The following is a 15,638-nucleotide window of genomic DNA, read 5'->3' on the forward strand; positions in this document are numbered from 1 at the left end:
CCCTGGCGAGGGCCGGATCAAAATCAAGCCCTCGAACGACTGTGCCGACAACAGAACGCCGCCTGCTTGATGCTGGCGACGTCGGCCTTCATTGCAATGGCGCGGTCGATGTCTTGATCGAAATAGACCCCACCCTCACGAATTCCTTTGGAGGTTCACCAGGCTTCTCCTTATGCTGGGCCTGAAACACCACACGTAGCCCGTTGGCGAGATCTCCAGGATTGGACAAACCAAGCTCCGAAAGTACATCCTTCAGCGGAATGGTCAGCGATACAGGCGCCAAATGTCCCGCGTGGGCGCCGTGGCCCCCGTCATCGGTAGGCCAAGTGAACGTACCGAGCTGACCTACCTTGACTTGCCGGGTGCCTTGCTGCCCGTCCGGTAGCGTCGCCAGAATGTTGAAGCTGAAACCGCCGTTCTTGCCGTCGGTTCCGATCTCGACGTCTTCGAGGACAAGCCATGCTGCGGTGATTGCGCCAGGACCGGGCGGAGTGCCAGCGGTGGTGAGACTATGGAGCTGCGTTTGGGCCGATTGCGGTAGCTTGAGGTCGACCGCCACAGAACTTGCGCCGAGTGCCACTGGCTTCGCCGCGGCGACAGTAGCCATAGCTGAATTGGCTGTGGGACCAGGCAGAGGCATCGGTGTGTCGCTTTGGATGGTGGCTGCGGCAATCACAGCCGGCTGAAATGCCGGAAGTGGTGCCTCGTCATCATAACGGTATCCGAGCGAGCCTTGACTATCTACCACCGCGCCAGCCGTCTGCTTCATGTCGCCAGCCTGGTCGTACGTAAAGGTCGTTTGCTTCCAAGCCGTGTCGTTCGGGTTCGTATGGCCGGCCATCTTCGTCCAGACCGTCCAGAGCCGATCGATATTCGCATGATGAACCCAAAAAACCGGATCTCTCGCCGAAGCCAAGATGTTTCCCATATCCCCGCCAATCAGATTATGAACCGCACCGTGCGGATCCAGCTCAAACGGGATCGAAAAGCACTTACGCCAGTCGGACACAGAGGGCGGCAACAGGGCTTTCTGGTCCAGCGGCGACCGCGATAATGCGCCGCTATTGACGCTTTCGTTCACTCTGGCGTGCCACAACGGATTAGTCGCATCGTTGCCTTCAGTGAAAATCTTCGGCACGTCCTCGTCTTCATACCAATTCCAGTAAGGTAGCTCGAACTGGGTCGTCGCTCCGGCCTCTTGGGCGGCGCGTTTGAGTGTTGCCTCGAAGAAGAATAGAAACGGACGGTGCCACGAGATGAAATGTTCAGCCACGGCCGTTGGGCGCAAGGGATTTGGCCTAAAGCGCGTGTGCTCACACTGATTATAGATCTTGCCCAGACTGCCAGGATCGTCGGTCGTGCCGTGAACAGCCGACCAGTAATACCATCCGAGTGGATCATCCTGATTTGCTTTGGTCCTGGCCTTCATCTTGCCGACACCGGCACGCAAGGCGGCCACCTTCTGAGGGTCCTGCGAGAATGTTTTGGCGTTTTGGCGGGTTCTTACGGGGCCGGTTTGCGCCTCGACCGCCGTCTGAACGACGACCTGAGGTAGGCCGATAAGCGCGGCGTACGACAGTATCGCTCTTCGCGTGAGTGTCATTTTGGTTCTCCTGCGAGTCGGGACGTCAGTCCGGGCACCCCTGCGTGATCCAGTCCTCGATAATCTTGATCTGATCATCCGGTATAAATGGGCCGCCCTTCGGCATACGCAGCAGAGGGCTGTCTATACCCGCCCGGAGATCGATCACTAGGTTGGCGGCGGCGCCGTTTTGGCCAATGACGTCGGGTTGAATGAGGCGCTTTCCATGGCCCGACGCCGCGAGGAGATCGGCCTTGGTGTCCCATTTGAACGTCGCGCCGTGGCCCTGCAAGTTGGCCGGCCTCCCCTTGGCTTGGACCCATGTCGTCATACCTTGATCGAGGATGCCTTTGACTTGATCGAAACCCATTTCGGTCTCCTCGCTATTTCGAGTCGATGACGAACTTCGAGAAAATGTGGCTGACGTTCAGCTTCCTGGCGCTCAATACGACGTTGGCGTTGCTGTCCGTCACTGCCTGCGTATCGTGACAGCTGAAGCAGTTGACGAAGCTATTCTGAGTGAAGGACTCCATCGCCATGCTCGAGAGACCATCTTCGCCGGCGACGATCGCAGCCGGATCGTCTGTATCCATACCGGCCGGATTTACGATAGGCATGTCCACCGTGAGGAGTTGCGGTTTATCCATCCAGATCGCCCCCACGAGCCGATAATTGCGACGCGGGTCGTTCGGAGCGCTCTGCGCAAACAGGGACGTCATAGACGTGTTGAGATCGGTGACATCACCATCTTCGCCTATACCCGTTCCAACCGACTTTGATCCAGCGAACAACCGATAGATAGACGTTTCAACCGGCTTCCCACCGCTGAGAAATGTTTGGGATTTCTCGTCAAACGAGGTCACCATCGCATCGTCCTTCAGAAAATGGTTCGCTGCCGACGCGAGGGTACCATTTTTGTAAAGCGTGAAGTCCTGTGCACTGATCGGTCCGTCGACGCCGCCCGGCAGCCCATTGTCGACGGAGGGTTGAGCTGCAGCAGCCGGTGCCAGATCGCGTACGCCGTTTTCATTCACATGTTCGAAGGTCGCCCAGACGAATTCGGGATGTCCTTCGGGTCTGAACACTACGTGAAGAGCGAGTAGCGCGACAGTCTCAGTCCGAGGCGGCGCGGATTCATCGATTTCCAGATGCTGGCCATTACGCTTTAGCGTTGGAACGCTGGCTTCGGTAACCGTGATATAATTCGACGGAATGCTACCCTTCGGAACGACGCGCCAGGCAGATTTAAGTTCGACCGATCCCGTTGGAAGTTCGAGGTTGGGGTCGGCGCTCTCGATCTCCGCCTTGGTGGTCAGCTTCTTTGCTCGAACGAAGTCGACGAACCTCTGGTTCATATGTATGGCGTAGAAGATCGGTTGGCCGCTCTGATCGATCAGAAGGCCTGCAAATCCCGCTTGACGCACCCCTGCGTTTATGGAGCCGGGGGTGCTCGGTCCCGGGAATCTCATCGTATCAGCGGTGAAGTTGTTCGACCCTTTTAACGCGCGGGGCGCCACAGCCAACAGGTTCAGCCTCTTTGACGCGAATTTCGATCCGATTGCAGCTCCGAAAACATCACCAATCGTCGGATAGGAGAGGAAGGCCGGATTTCCGTTCACAGGTTGGGCGGCGAACAAGAAGTTGTGCCAGGCAGGTTTGTAGAAAACACAATCCGGTGCCGGATGCGGCGGCGGTCGGTCGAAGGTAGGTGTCGGGGTCCTCGGTAGCCACTGAGGGTCTGCCGTGCACTCCGCATAACTCACGGCAGGAAGAACGGCAAAAGCGAGAGTTGCGAGGACGCGAACGCAATCTATTCGAAATGAAAAAGGGCTCACGGAAAACCTCCGCGAAGTTGAATTAATCGTGCTGCTCGAATCTTGAGGACGGGTCGAAAGTTAAAGCAGAAAATAGAACCCGACCTGGCCCTACGCAGGCCTAGTCAAACGGCGTCTTGCATAACGTCCCGACGAAAATCGCTGATATCGATGACTTGATTGTTACCTCGTTATGCGGCAATTTGCAATTGTATTTCTATGGGGCAAAAATGTTTCGTTCTTTTCTCATCGCTACCCTTCTAATGTGCTGCGCTGCAAATTCCGTCCGCAGTGAAACGATCCTCTGCCCCAAGCAGAAGGAGCCGGCCTGCCAGGACATTCTCCCGGCCCAGGAAATCAACTGTGATCGCGCCGCTTGCAACGTCGCAAAGAACTCGGAGGGCGGTCGCACGTCTTGCCTTTGGACGTGTGCTGCGCACTTCGAAAACTTCAGTATTAACGGTGTTCCGCTCCAATCGCTGCTCGACGCTCTCAAGAAGACGCAACAGCAGCAGTGACGTGGAGTGGGCACGATGAAGCGAGCGATCACGTCGGCCGCAGCGGCGGCCGGAATATGCGTAGCCCTTTCCGGATGCGGGACCTACGTTCCGCAGATGCAGGAGGCGTGGGAGACGTCCCGCACTCCGGTACTGACAGCAGGCGGCGATCTTGAATTCAAGATCCGGGAAAAGATCTATTGCGACATCGTTCAGGCCGTGCATGACAACGACGCCTTGCTGCCGACTCGATGGGGAGTACAGACCACCGTCGACCTTCAGGTCGACGAGACGGGGGCATTGAATCCCGGCGTATCGTTCATCGATCCTCTAGCCGACGGCCAGGCGCGCTCGCTCGGCCTCGGCGGAACGCTCTCATCCCAAGGTACGCGCGAGGACAAGTTCGGCAATTATTGGAATCTTGATAAGCTTCGCAAATTCTCCGGCGGTACTTGTGATCAAGACAGACCTTCGTTCCACGGTTCGTCGTTCCTGTTGGAGAGTCATCTAGGAATCTCGGAGTGGTTGCGGGATAGGCTCCAGTCCGAGCTTGCACTTCCGTCGTCTTCGATACCTAGAGATGCCGGGGATACGTTCAAACAAGATGTGTTGAGCTACCACGTCAAATTCGTGGTGATCACCTCCGGTACTGCGAATCCGGTCTGGAAGCTCGTCCGGTTTTCGGCCGGCGACGGCTCGACGCTCGCATCGCTTGGGCGAACGCGGACGCACGATCTCCTGATAACATTCGGAGCGGCCTTTAAGCCGGGCACCGCCAATGTCGCATTGGCTTCGCATCAAGCGCAGGAAATCGGCATCGCAGTCTCAAACGGCAATCGGACGCTGGCTCCGAGATGACGCCACCGAGGGACGCAAGTTTGGACGCGTCGCACGAACTATCCGCAATGCTTCGCACGCACCAAGTTTCGCACAAGCTTCACCTAGATCATTGGTTGATGGAGGAACGAATGGCCGACTAAGACGAGAGGCGCGCGTTTAGAACGCATACTGGCCATTGCTTGTGATCACGGGTGCGTTGCTCTCAAAAACGCACTGAAAGTCGCTTTGCAAGATTGAAGTGACTCGATTTTGGGTGCAATAGCGCGGCTTAGAAGCGGGGCTGAGACGCAGCCAGAAAAGTCGGCGCATGGGCTGGCCGGAGTTCGAGACCCTGACGGCACGCCTCCGCCTGCCAACTCCACGAATCACTCGCACATGGGCGCAGGCGCGGATATGACGCGGATTACCCTCGGGAAGAGCCGGGTGCGGGGTGTGCTGCAGATGCACACGGAAGGGGGTTTGCAATGAACAGCTGACCGTGGGGATAAGCTGCGCGAAAGATGAGGGCGGGCCCCTCGGGATCGGCTTTCAGGAGCAGGTCCCAAACTAGTCCAAGCTGCTGCGTTCAAAAGGCGTGGTGGTGAGCGTTGGATCAAAAGTTCGAATGAAATTCGGGCAGGTGAGCATTCGAGAGACGAGCGTGAGCAAACCCTCGGTGACGCGCCGAAAGGCTTTAGACACTGCCAAAACCGGAGGCGCTCGCATCCTCTGGGATAAATCTGTCGGTTACCTGAGTACTGGGCAGATAGCAGTCGGCGTATAGGGGGCGTGAAGCGGATGCAGGCTTTCGTGCGGAACTGCAGGAACCAGTCCCTGGATGCCAAGGGAGAAGCTGAAGCGGCCAAAACTGCGAGGCGAGAGTACCGAAGCCAGGGCCTGGGGCGGACCGACCCGTACGAGCGGTGAAGGCCCCGTAATCGGGCCGGAGCAAAGGGGTCGGGTCAGGACAATCGTATTGACGTAGCAACTGGAAACAGGATGACGACGACGATCACGACAAACAAGCCGTTTCATATCGATAAGAAACGTGTGTACGAGGCTTACAAAGCGGTCAAATCCAATGCGGGTTCGGCCGGCGTGGATGGACAGACGATCGAGCAGTTCGACTCCGACTTGCAGAACAATCTCTACAAGCTTTGGAATCGGATGAGCTCGGGAAGCTACTTTCCACCACCGGTGCGCGCCGTCTCCATTCCCAAAAAGGCTGGAGGCCAGCGCCAGCCGAAGCGGATCGCGTGGCCCAGATGGTTGTCAAACAACTCATTGAGCCGGACTTGGACCCAATATTTTTGGCAGACTCCTATGGCTATCGGCCGAGAAAATCGGCACTCGATGCCATCGGTGTCACGCGCAAGCGGTGCTGGAAATACGACTGGGTTCTCGAGTTCGACATCAAAGGTCTGTTCGACAACATCGACCACGAACTTTTGCTACGGGCTGTCCGGAAGCACGTGACGTGCAAATGGGCGCTGCTCTACATCGAACGATGGCTGACGGCACCTATGGACAAGGATGGAATAATTATCGAGCGAACCCGCGGCACCCCGCAAGGTGGCGTGATCAGCCCTATATTATCCAACCTTTTCCTGCACTACACGTTCGACCTCTGGATGGGGCGGACGCACCCTGACCTCCCATGGTGTAGGTATGCAGACGATGGTCTAGTGCACTGCCGGAGCGAGCAAGAAGCGGAAGCCCTAAAGGCCGAGCTACAAACTCGCCTGGCGGAATGCGGACTTGAGATGCACCCCACCAAAACCAGGATCATCTACTGTAAGGACAGCCGGCGGAAAGGAAGCTATGCGAACGTCAAGTTTGACTTCCTTGGCTATTGCTTCCGGCCCCGACGGGCAAAGAACTCGCAAGACGCCTCGGTGTTCTGCAGTTTTCTGCCTGGGGTCAGCGCTTCGGCGCTGAAGTCCATGCGGGCGGCAATCCGGGATTTGAACCTCCGAAGACGAACCCGTGTGTCAATGGCTGACATCGCTCGGCAGCTCAATCCACTCCTGCGGGGGTGGATTGAATATTACGGTCGATTCACGCGCGCGGCTCTGGGGCCAATCCTTCGATACGTCAATCAGACAATCGAGGCTTGGATGATGCGGAAGTTCAAACGCTTTATGGGTCGCAAGGCCAAGGCCGGCCGCGTCCTCGAACGACTATCTCGAGAACGTCCCGGCTTGTTCGCACACTGGAAGATCGGCATACGCGGCTCGTTCGCCTGATGGGAGCCCAGTGAGGCGAGAGTCTCACGCTGGGATCTATGAGAGACCGGCGGTGAGATTCCGCCGGCCTACTCGCCAAAGCCGCCTGCCCGGATCTGTGAGGGCAAAGCCAAATGGCGAGCTACTCGACCACGACCCAGAAGAGCTTTTTGATAAAAGCAGGCGGCTCCGTCAAGAGTCGTCAACTACCAGCATAGTCAGTTGCCCCCGGGATGACCACCATGCGAGAGCTATCTTTAACGGCTTACATGTGAAGGGCAAGTTCATGTTTTCCGAGCTTGAGAACGAGTGCATAAACCGGGAAGTCGAAAGGCTTAATCTTCCCAACTCTCGGATCAAGCACTTCGCCCCAGTTAGCTACGCACAAGCCGGAGAAGACGTTATTTTGGAAGGAATGTTGGCTGCAAGACTCTCCAAGAGCCAAAGATCTTGGGAGAGCGTGTTCTACGTCGAGATCGGCGCTAATCACCCCATCTCCACCTCGAATACCTATCTTATGTATCAAAGAGGAGCGCAAGGTGTTCTAGTCGAACCCAATCCTGAATTGGGATCGCTGATCCGGACAGTGCGTCCGAGAGACGTTCTCGTGCCGTCCGTTGTCCTGCCAACTTCACGCGCGTCTGCCACGCTCTTCATCGGAAACGCTCATGAGTTGTCTTCTTTGAATGAAGCGCATATCGAGAGCTTCGGAGACTTCGACGGCCTAGGAGGTGTGCGAGAGCATATCGAGGTGAGCGCTATAGACATCAACGAGCTATTGACGCCCTATGCAAACAAGATCGATTTCTTGTCGATTGATTGCGAAGGATTAGATTACGATCTCGTCAAGGCCATTGACCACGAGCGCATCAAGCCTGCCATAATCCAGTGCGAGCCAAGTGAGCATTTTCTCGGTGGCAACACGGCTCGCATCATAGATCTGATGGAGAGCAGAGCGTACCGTCTTGCTGCCGTCACCGATCTAAACGTCATCTTCGAGAGATTGAACTGATGCAGCTACTAAAGGTAGCCCGGTGCTAGTTCTCTCCGGCGAACCCCACTGATTGATGCAGGAGCACGATCTCCTCGGCGCATTTGCCGGCCAGGATGATGAGCTGCACAGCTCGAGGAGTGGGATGGATGAACCGGCGTACCGGACCATTCCCGGCAACGACAGAGTTGCACGAACTCTTCGTCGCTAAGGGTAACGTCGGAAACAGGTTGCGCCAGTCGCACCTCCCAAGCCAGGAGGCCACTCGAGCCGGCGTCAGCCAGGACTGGGTCCCCAAGCGCCACATTGCGCGAGGCACCGAGCATGGATTAGCTCGGAAGCCATTCGCCAGCAATATAGTTGTTTGTCATCGATAAGCTCTGAACTTGACTAAATTCCGGAGGTGCATGAGCTTTCGGCCTCGCACGTCAGTTCGCCGACCAACTTAATTCAGGCAGAACCATTTCAATGGCCCCAGCGGAGCGCCAAAGGGTTGACTTCGCGCGCCAGTTCAATCAGGCCGGCTTTCGTATGGGGATGAATTTGCTCGAGCGGATGCCGCACCGCGTCAGATCTGATGACTTTACCCTCCATCATCACGGTCTTGGCTGCCCGCAGGCCACATTGACGGTTCTCGTAATTGATCAAGGGCAGCACCTTTGCATAGGCAGCGGCCGCTTCCCCGCTGCGACCCGCCACATGATAATCGAAAACCGGCCGCAACAAATCCGGACATAGCGCGCTCGACATCGTCCCGGTCGCTCCAGCCTGCAGATCTGCCATCATGGTGATGGCCTCCTCTCCATCAAACGGACCGACTATGGCAGCATTGCCCGCCTCGATCAGATTGCGCAGCTTCGCGGCGGCAAACGGGACTTCGATCTTGAAATAGTTAACAAGCGGCACCTCCCGTGCGAGCCGAACGAGAAAGGGTACCGAAAGCGTTACGCCGCTGAGCGGCGCGTCCTGAACCATGATCGGAATTCCCGCCGCATCGGCGACACGAGCGAAATGCTCGATCATATGATTTTCATCCGCCTTGAGACCGGCACCGTGGTAGGGCGGCATCAGCATCAGTAGGCTTGCGCCTCGTTCGGCGGCATAGCGTGCGCGTTCCACCGCAATCCGAGTGCTAAAATGACTGCAAGTCACCATGACCGGTCTGCGGCCGGCGACGTGTGACAGACAGAGGTCAACTAGCAATCTGCGCTCCTCGTCCGACAATAGGAACTGCTCGGAATAGTTGGCAAGCATACAAATTCCGTCGACCTTCTGATCGATCATGCAATCCAAAACACGCCGTTGCCCCTCCAGATCGAGATCTCCAGAGTCCGTGAATGGCGTTGGCGCGACTGGAAACAGACCTCCATAGGTCTGGCTTGTGTGATCTTGCATGAGTTAGAATCTCTCTGGGGAGGGATTGAGGGGCATCGGAAGTGCGACTGGTGTGGTGCATCGATCGGGATCGCCAATGTCGCTCGCCTTGAACAATGTTACGAGAACTGACCCTTGTCTTCGCCGGCAAACACCTTGCTACGAACATGGTTCGGAATTTTTCGGAACGCCGCTAACGGCGTGGTTTGACCTGTGAGGTTCGCTGACACTTGTGTTGCGGCTGGGGAGCAGAAAATTGAGCCTGACAAGACAATGCGCGCAGGCTGCGTGTTATTAGCGATCCTTCGCGGGTGCAGTTGAGTCTCGAACGATCAGACGCGTTTCGAGCTCGACCCTTGCATGGATGTCCAGGGAATTTTGATCCGCCAGAAAATAGTTGGCGGCCTGTTCGCCCATCAGGCGAGCCGGGACATCAACTGTCGTCAGCCCCGGAGTGAGATACTCTGCGATGTCGAGATTGTCGAACCCGATCATCGAAATGTCCTTGGGCACGCTTAATCCTGCCTCTTGGCATGCGCGCATCGCTCCGACAGCCAGCACGTCGCTGCCGCAGAATATGGCAGTCACATTTTTGTTTTGGTTCAGAATAATTTTGGCGGCTGCTCGACCCCTGCTGAACTCGTAGGGCGATTCCACAACGACAATACTGGAGCGGCTTATTCCGCGACGCTCAGCCATGGCGAGGAAGCCCTCGAGGCGACCGGATGCTCGGTCGTTATCGCGCGTTACGCCAGCAATAACTGCAAGGTGCCGATGGCCGAGATCTGCAAGGTAGTTTGCCGCCAAAGCCCCGCCGCTGCGGTTGTCAAAACCCATGCTGGGGATCGAAACGTCGTCCGAGAGGGCGTAGGTTACAGCATATCGCACCTTGTGCTCACGCAGCAGTTTTAATGTTTCCTTCCTGTGGCAAGAACCCACGAGAACAACACCGTCGACGCCCTTTTCGATCAGGTTGCGCACGACGCGTGTTTCCCGATCCAGATCGTAACCCGTTGCAGAGTAGACCAGCGAAGCGCCGGCCGGTGCCAGCCGGCTCTCCAGACCTTCGAGCATTCGCGTGAAGATCGCTGCATCCAGCGTCGGAACTATCAAGCCAATCAGTCGAGACCGCGAAGATCGCAGCGCGCGTGCTGATCCGTTGGGAACATAGCCGAGCTCATCAACGAGCCGAAGAATGCGCTCTCTTAAGTCAATTGCGACGGTTTCGGGCCGATTCAATACGCGCGAAACTGTCGCGATAGAACAACCGGCCCGTTTCGCTATTTCCACCACAGTGGGTGATTGCCTGCCTCGGTCAATCCGGGCCGCTTTTTCTAACGCCATGAGCCTACTTCTTTTCCACCAGCCAGCCCTAAAAGGCGGCCCCCTCAGACCATACTACTGAAATCGTTATCATACCGCCAGCGTCGATACAATTGATCATATTGGGCAAAATGACGTTGGCAAGGGCCTATTAGAGTCGGTTTTGCTTGAGTTTTGCGGATCTCCGTCTTTTTCACTTGTCGGATTACCAATGGCAATGTAAACCTTTTCAAAACGACGCTTCCCGCGTATGCAGAAGCGGGCCGGGGCACAAGGCTGCCCCACAGGGATCAGGCGCATCAAAGTGGTGAAGGCATGCAATTGAAAAAGAATAAGCGAACCGGCGAAGTGCCAATCATCACGGCTCGGCAAGCCGTATCGCTGATCTCCGATGGCGATTGCGTCTATTTCGGCGGCTCTGCCGGAGTTGCGATCCCTGAGCTCGTCATTGACGCCCTTCGCGACGTTCATTCCGAGCAGGGGTCTCCCAAGAACTTGATGCTGGTGGGAACGGTCGCCATCGGCGATTGGGCAACGACAGGATTCAACAAGCTCGCAGCCCCAGGCCTGGTGCGTCGAGTGGTAGCCAGCGGCTTGAACAATTGTCCGGCGCTTGGGCGGCGTGCGCTCGCCAATGAAATTGAAGCCTACACCCTCCCTCAGGGAGTCCTGGCGCAGCTCACCCGCGAAAGCGCGGCGGGACGCCCCGGCGTGATCACGAAAGTGGGCCTCAGAACTTTCGCTGACCCTCGTATCGGCGGCTGCAAGCAGAGCGAGTGCAGCAGAGAGGAGATGGTTGCTGTTGTCGACATCGAAGGAGAAGAGCACCTGCTCTACAAGACTTTCCCCATCCAGGTCGCGATTCTGCGAGGCAGTATTGCGGACGAGAAGGGAAATATCTCGCTCGAAGACGAGGCATATGTCGGCGAAAGCATGTCGATTGCCGCTGCCACGCGCCGCTCTGGCGGGATAGTCATTGTCCAGGTCAAGCGGGTCGCAGCATCCAATACGCTGAACCAGCGAGAAGTGAGAATCCCTGGGGTTCTGGTCGATTACCTCGTCGTCGATCCCCATCAGCGACAAACCTATGCGACGGAGTATAGCCCAGCCTATGCCGGAAAGATGCGTGTGCCCGACGGGAAGATCGCATCGCTGCCGTTCGATGTGAGAAAGGTGATCGCGCGACGAGCGGCCCTTGAATTGTACCCGGGAGCTACCGTCAACATCGGCTATGGGATCTCGAACGGAATTGCGGTTGTGGCCGCAGAAGAGGGGATCTACCGTTCAGTCACATTGACGGCCGAGCAGGGGGTCATCGGCGGTATTCCTGCCCCCGGACAGGACGCTGGCGCAGGTACGAATTACGACATGATTGCGCCGCAGCCGGATCAATTCGACTTTTACGACGGTGGCGGGTTGGACATCGCATTCTTGTCTTCTGCTGAAGTCGATCGACACGGCAACGTCAATGTGAGCCGCTTCGGCGACAAGATCATAGGGCCAGGCGGCTTCATCAACATCAGCCAGGGTGCCCAAAAAGTCGTTTTCTCCGGTACCCTAACGGCATCGGGATTGAATGCGATCCCGGACAACGGGACTCTCGTCATCGCTAACGAGGGAACGGTCAAGAAGTGGGTGAAGGACGTCTACCAGATCACCTTCAGTGGCGCTTTTGCAAAGGAGCGCCAGCAAGAGGTCGTTTTCATCACCGAGCGTGCCGTGTTCAAGCTTACGCCAAACGGGGTCATGCTCACCGAAGTCGCACCTGGCATATCTGTCCAAAAGCATGTGCTGGCGAACATTGAGTTCGACGTAATTGTCTCGCCCAATCTGAAGCTGATGGACGCGAGGATATTCAAGGACGAGCCAATGAATTTGGCGGTGCAGTTTCATGATAGGGCAGGACCGGCGTAAGGAGCGGCTGACGTGAAGTTCGTCTCGATGGAATGCGAAGACAAAGTCCAGATCCTGGCGATGAATAGGCCGGAGCGACGCAACGCGCTCGGCGAAGACATGCTGAAGGATCTAACTGAGTCGGTGGGCAAGGCAGCCGGCGACGCGGCTGTGAACGTCATCCTGATCGCTGGGAATGGCCCCGGTTTCTCGGCCGGCGCAGACCTGAAGGATTTCTCGGCGGGCGACATCGACGACACTTTCGACCTGAATCGCCGGCTGGGTGCATTTGTGCGCTCCCTCGCCCTTGCCAGAAAGCCTGTCGTCTGCGCGGTGGATGGGTTTGCCTTGGGCGGCGGCCTCATGTTCGCAGCGGCATGCGATGTTGTCGTAACCGCTCGGCAAGCGCGCTGGCATCTGCCGGAAGTGTCTCTGGGCTGGCTGCCGGGCTTCGGGCTGGACACTTTGGCCGCGCGCGTCGGCCCGTTTGCGGCTCGGTCCTTGAGCTGGAGCCCGACTGGGATCGACGGAGTGGAGGCACATCGGTTGGGCCTGGCTGACATTCTGTCCTCGCCGGCTGAAACCGCTCGCGAGGCGGCGCTCCGCTACGCCAAGGGCCTGGCGGCAATGCCGCCCCACGCCGTGCTCACCACAAAGCAGTTTTTCACCACCTCGGTAACCCCAAGGGCAGAAGTCATGGATGACTTGGCCAACCGCTACTTCGTTCAAGACATTCTGCATGAGACCGCGCAAGCGAACATGCAACGCTTCCTTCCGAAGAAAGCCGCCGGCGCCTAGCCCTTCGCAGAGTTTGATTTGAAGGAATGATATGAATCAAGCTGTCCCTCCTCTTGTCATCGCCGAGCGGCCTGACCCGGCCGTACTCCTGCTGCGGCTCAATCGCCCAAAGCAAGGGAATGCCCTGCGTGCGGCGCTCTTGGGCGAGCTTGCGGATGTGCTTCGTGCGGCTCGCTCTGACGAGGCCGTGCGGTGCGTGGTTTTGACGGGTGATGAGCAGGGCTTTTCCGCTGGAGCCGATATCAAGGAGATGCAGCAGCACGGTTTTGAGGCGCTGAGCGATCCTGCACGGCAGCATGCATGGGATTCCATCGCCGGCTTCCCCAAGCCGCTCATTGCAGCGGTTCGAGGCGTCTGCCTCGGCGGCGGCCTCGAGCTCGCGATGCTAGCCGACATCCTGCTTGCCGCGGAAGACAGCGTGCTTGCGCAGCCGGAAATCACGATCGGGATCATGCCCGGAGATGGCGCGACCCAGCGGTTGACGCGGAGCATCGGCAAATCCCTTGCCATGCAGATGGTGCTGACAGGTGAGCCAATCAGCGCGGAAAGGGCATTGGCTGCTGGCCTCGCATCCGAAATGCTGCCGTCGTCTGAGTTAGTCGAACGCGCGCTCGCGATAGCACGCGTCAACTCGAAGCGCGCGCCGATTGCTGCCCACTTGGCCAAGGAGTCGATTCAGGCAGGTTACGAAACCGCGCTGTCGGCTGGCTTAGCGATTGAGCGACGCGCTATCCGTTACGCATTCACAACCGATGACCAAAGGGAGGGCGTGGCTGCCTTCGTCGAAAAGCGGCAGCCAATATTCTCCGGACGCTGAGGGAAGCGCCCAAATCCGTTCCTGATCAAGCAAGTCGTCCGCGATGCGACAATGCTCCACACTGCGCTGCCGTGAAGAAATGTAAACGTTTTCATTATAATAAATGCGAGGAAACAAATGACTACCATCGTTGAACCCATCCCCACAGCCAATCCGCAAAGCTCGGCGCGGGCAGTGTCGCCCCAAAAACGAGTTGCCACGAGGAGCATGACCATTGCTTTGGGCGGTGGCGTGGCCCTGGAGTGGTACGACTGGACTGTCTACGGAATGATGGCTTCTTTTCTGTCGCCACTTTTCTTTCCCTCCAGTGATCCGACAACATCGCTGCTCGCCGCACTCGCCGTTTACGGCGCGGGCTTCTTCGCGCGACCGGTCGGAGCTGCGATCCTCGGTCCGATAGCAGATCGCATCAGCCACAAGCGCGTGATGATGATTTCCGTCACCGCGATGGCCTTGTGCTCGCTGCTCATTTCGGTCTTGCCCAGTTACAGGGAGCTCGGCGTCGCAGCGGCGATCATATTGTTGATCATCCGGCTTGTTCAGGGACTTGCTACCGGCGCCGAGGCCGGAGTCGCAAATGCCATAGCGATTGAACTTGCTCCACAAGGCCAAGAAGGGCGCTACCTTGGCCTGATCAGCGGCACGTTCATTCAGCTCGGTGTCTTCGGCTCCAGTTTGGTCGCCTTTCTCGTGAGCGCCTCGGTGGCGTCCGAGACAATGCACGAATGGGCTTGGCGGCTACCTTTTGCCGTCGGCGGAGCCCTCGGCCTGCTGATCATCTATCTGCGCAGCAAGCTGCCAGAGACCTTGATCAAACACGTCATGCATCGGGATGAATTATCACGTACGCAGGAGACAACCGGTGGCGTCTGGAAGACGCTCTGGAGCGTGCGGCTTTCGCTGCTCGCGGTCATCCTGGTCGTCGGGGCGGTGCAGATCGCGAACTACGCGTGGAATGCCGGCTTGCCCAACCTGGCGAATGGCGTGTTCAAGGAGAACAGCACCTGGGTGTACGGGATCACGACGCTGATGGGCGTGATCTGGATCGTTACGGCGCCGTTTGTGGGCGCCTTCGCCGACAAAGTTCGGGCTTCGCGAGCGTTCACACTCCTGCGGCTCTTGCTCGTGGCGTGCTTCTTCCTGACGTTGCTCTATTCTGAGAAGAGTATTTCGACGTTCTTCTTTGTAATGGTGTTCGGCGGCGCAATCGTCGGCTTCAACATGGCTCTCTACAACTTTATTGCGACCACCTTGATGCCACGCGCGGTGCGCACGACGGGCATCGCTGTCGGGTATGCGCTTGGCGTATCACTCTTTGGGGGTACCTCTCCCTATTTGCTGGTCTGGTTGCAGCACGCAAATATGGCATGGATGTTCCCGGTTTATGGATCTGTGGTCGCGGTGCTCAGCGTCGTCGTCTATCACGCAGCAAAAAGGCGCGGGCTCGTCTACATCGGCGACTGAATTTGCCGCTTCGGCCTTCTAATCAGGGCTCCGTTGGAGCC

General features: G+C 57.5%; 11 protein-coding genes and 1 pseudogene. 7 read left to right on the forward strand and 5 right to left on the reverse strand.

From position 1 onward, the window contains the following. Positions 1–88: 88 nt before the first annotated feature. The 3 genes from XH98_RS34680 to XH98_RS34690 are packed head-to-tail and all read right to left on the reverse strand — an operon-like array spanning position 89 to position 3,219. A complete protein-coding gene (locus XH98_RS34680) occupies positions 89–1,603 on the reverse strand; it encodes a tyrosinase family protein (RefSeq protein WP_271621248.1) in 1,515 nt (504 codons plus the stop codon). Positions 1,604–1,628: 25 nt separating this feature from the next. Then, on the reverse strand, positions 1,629–1,952 hold the full coding sequence (locus XH98_RS34685) for a hypothetical protein (protein WP_271598079.1): 324 nt from the start codon (positions 1,950–1,952) through the stop codon (positions 1,629–1,631). Between the two features lie 13 nt (positions 1,953–1,965). Next, on the reverse strand, positions 1,966–3,219 hold the full coding sequence (locus tag XH98_RS34690) for a hypothetical protein (RefSeq protein WP_271621249.1): 1,254 nt from the start codon (positions 3,217–3,219) through the stop codon (positions 1,966–1,968). A gap of 710 nt (positions 3,220–3,929) precedes the next feature. Here XH98_RS34690 and XH98_RS34695 point away from each other — a divergent pair. The 3 genes and pseudogenes from XH98_RS34695 (at position 3,930) to XH98_RS34705 (ending at position 7,949) form a co-directional block, all read left to right on the forward strand. Beyond that, complete coding sequence (locus tag XH98_RS34695; RefSeq protein WP_271598077.1) at positions 3,930–4,751, forward strand: hypothetical protein; 822 nt, start codon at positions 3,930–3,932, stop codon at positions 4,749–4,751. A 960-nt stretch (positions 4,752–5,711) separates the two neighbouring features. Then, positions 5,712–6,958: pseudogene (gene ltrA / locus XH98_RS34700) on the forward strand (group II intron reverse transcriptase/maturase). Positions 6,959–7,223: 265 nt separating this feature from the next. Continuing rightward, positions 7,224–7,949, forward strand: a complete 726-nt coding sequence (locus XH98_RS34705; protein ID WP_271621250.1) for an FkbM family methyltransferase — start codon at positions 7,224–7,226, stop codon at positions 7,947–7,949. Between the two features lie 444 nt (positions 7,950–8,393). Here XH98_RS34705 and XH98_RS34710 read toward each other — a convergent pair whose 3' ends face one another. Both XH98_RS34710 and XH98_RS34715 read right to left on the reverse strand, forming a co-directional pair. After that, positions 8,394–9,323, reverse strand: a complete 930-nt coding sequence (locus XH98_RS34710; protein ID WP_271598075.1) for a dihydrodipicolinate synthase family protein — start codon at positions 9,321–9,323, stop codon at positions 8,394–8,396. Positions 9,324–9,596: 273 nt separating this feature from the next. Continuing rightward, positions 9,597–10,646 (reverse strand): LacI family DNA-binding transcriptional regulator, encoded by a 1,050-nt coding sequence (locus XH98_RS34715; RefSeq protein WP_271598074.1) that lies wholly within the window; start codon positions 10,644–10,646, stop codon positions 9,597–9,599. A 294-nt stretch (positions 10,647–10,940) separates the two neighbouring features. Here XH98_RS34715 and XH98_RS34720 point away from each other — a divergent pair, with 294 nt between their 5' ends. The 4 genes from XH98_RS34720 to XH98_RS34735 all read left to right on the forward strand — a co-directional run bounded on the left by XH98_RS34720 (position 10,941) and on the right by XH98_RS34735 (position 15,597). Beyond that, entirely contained in the window at positions 10,941–12,539 is a 1,599-nt protein-coding gene (locus tag XH98_RS34720; RefSeq protein ID WP_271598073.1) for an acyl CoA:acetate/3-ketoacid CoA transferase, read from the forward strand. A gap of 12 nt (positions 12,540–12,551) precedes the next feature. Then, on the forward strand, positions 12,552–13,316 hold the full coding sequence (locus XH98_RS34725) for an enoyl-CoA hydratase/isomerase family protein (RefSeq protein WP_271598072.1): 765 nt from the start codon (positions 12,552–12,554) through the stop codon (positions 13,314–13,316). Positions 13,317–13,347: 31 nt separating this feature from the next. Beyond that, entirely contained in the window at positions 13,348–14,133 is a 786-nt protein-coding gene (locus XH98_RS34730; protein ID WP_271598071.1) for an enoyl-CoA hydratase-related protein, read from the forward strand. Positions 14,134–14,250: 117 nt separating this feature from the next. Further along, positions 14,251–15,597 carry an MFS transporter gene (locus XH98_RS34735; RefSeq protein ID WP_271598070.1) on the forward strand — a complete coding sequence of 449 codons (1,347 nt, stop codon included), beginning with the start codon at positions 14,251–14,253 and terminating at the stop codon, positions 15,595–15,597. Positions 15,598–15,638: the final 41 nt, after the last annotated feature.

This window comes from Bradyrhizobium sp. CCBAU 51745, assembly GCF_028128715.1.
GTDB classification, from domain to species: Bacteria; Pseudomonadota; Alphaproteobacteria; order Rhizobiales; family Xanthobacteraceae; genus Bradyrhizobium; species Bradyrhizobium manausense.

What these genes read in the sequence shown, in the direction of transcription:
- XH98_RS34680 (WP_271621248.1), bottom strand. Translation starts at nt 1,603, where the DNA reads ATGACACTCACGCGAAGAGCGATACTGTCGTACGCCGCGCTTATCGGC.
- XH98_RS34685 (WP_271598079.1), bottom strand. Translation starts at nt 1,952, where the DNA reads ATGGGTTTCGATCAAGTCAAAGGCATCCTCGATCAAGGTATGACGACA.
- XH98_RS34695 (WP_271598077.1), top strand. Translation starts at nt 3,930, where the DNA reads ATGAAGCGAGCGATCACGTCGGCCGCAGCGGCGGCCGGAATATGCGTA.
- XH98_RS34705 (WP_271621250.1), top strand. Translation starts at nt 7,224, where the DNA reads ATGTTTTCCGAGCTTGAGAACGAGTGCATAAACCGGGAAGTCGAAAGG.
- XH98_RS34710 (WP_271598075.1), bottom strand. Translation starts at nt 9,323, where the DNA reads ATGCAAGATCACACAAGCCAGACCTATGGAGGTCTGTTTCCAGTCGCG.
- XH98_RS34715 (WP_271598074.1), bottom strand. Translation starts at nt 10,646, where the DNA reads ATGGCGTTAGAAAAAGCGGCCCGGATTGACCGAGGCAGGCAATCACCC.
- XH98_RS34720 (WP_271598073.1), top strand. Translation starts at nt 10,941, where the DNA reads ATGCAATTGAAAAAGAATAAGCGAACCGGCGAAGTGCCAATCATCACG.
- XH98_RS34730 (WP_271598071.1), top strand. Translation starts at nt 13,348, where the DNA reads ATGAATCAAGCTGTCCCTCCTCTTGTCATCGCCGAGCGGCCTGACCCG.
- XH98_RS34735 (WP_271598070.1), top strand. Translation starts at nt 14,251, where the DNA reads ATGACTACCATCGTTGAACCCATCCCCACAGCCAATCCGCAAAGCTCG.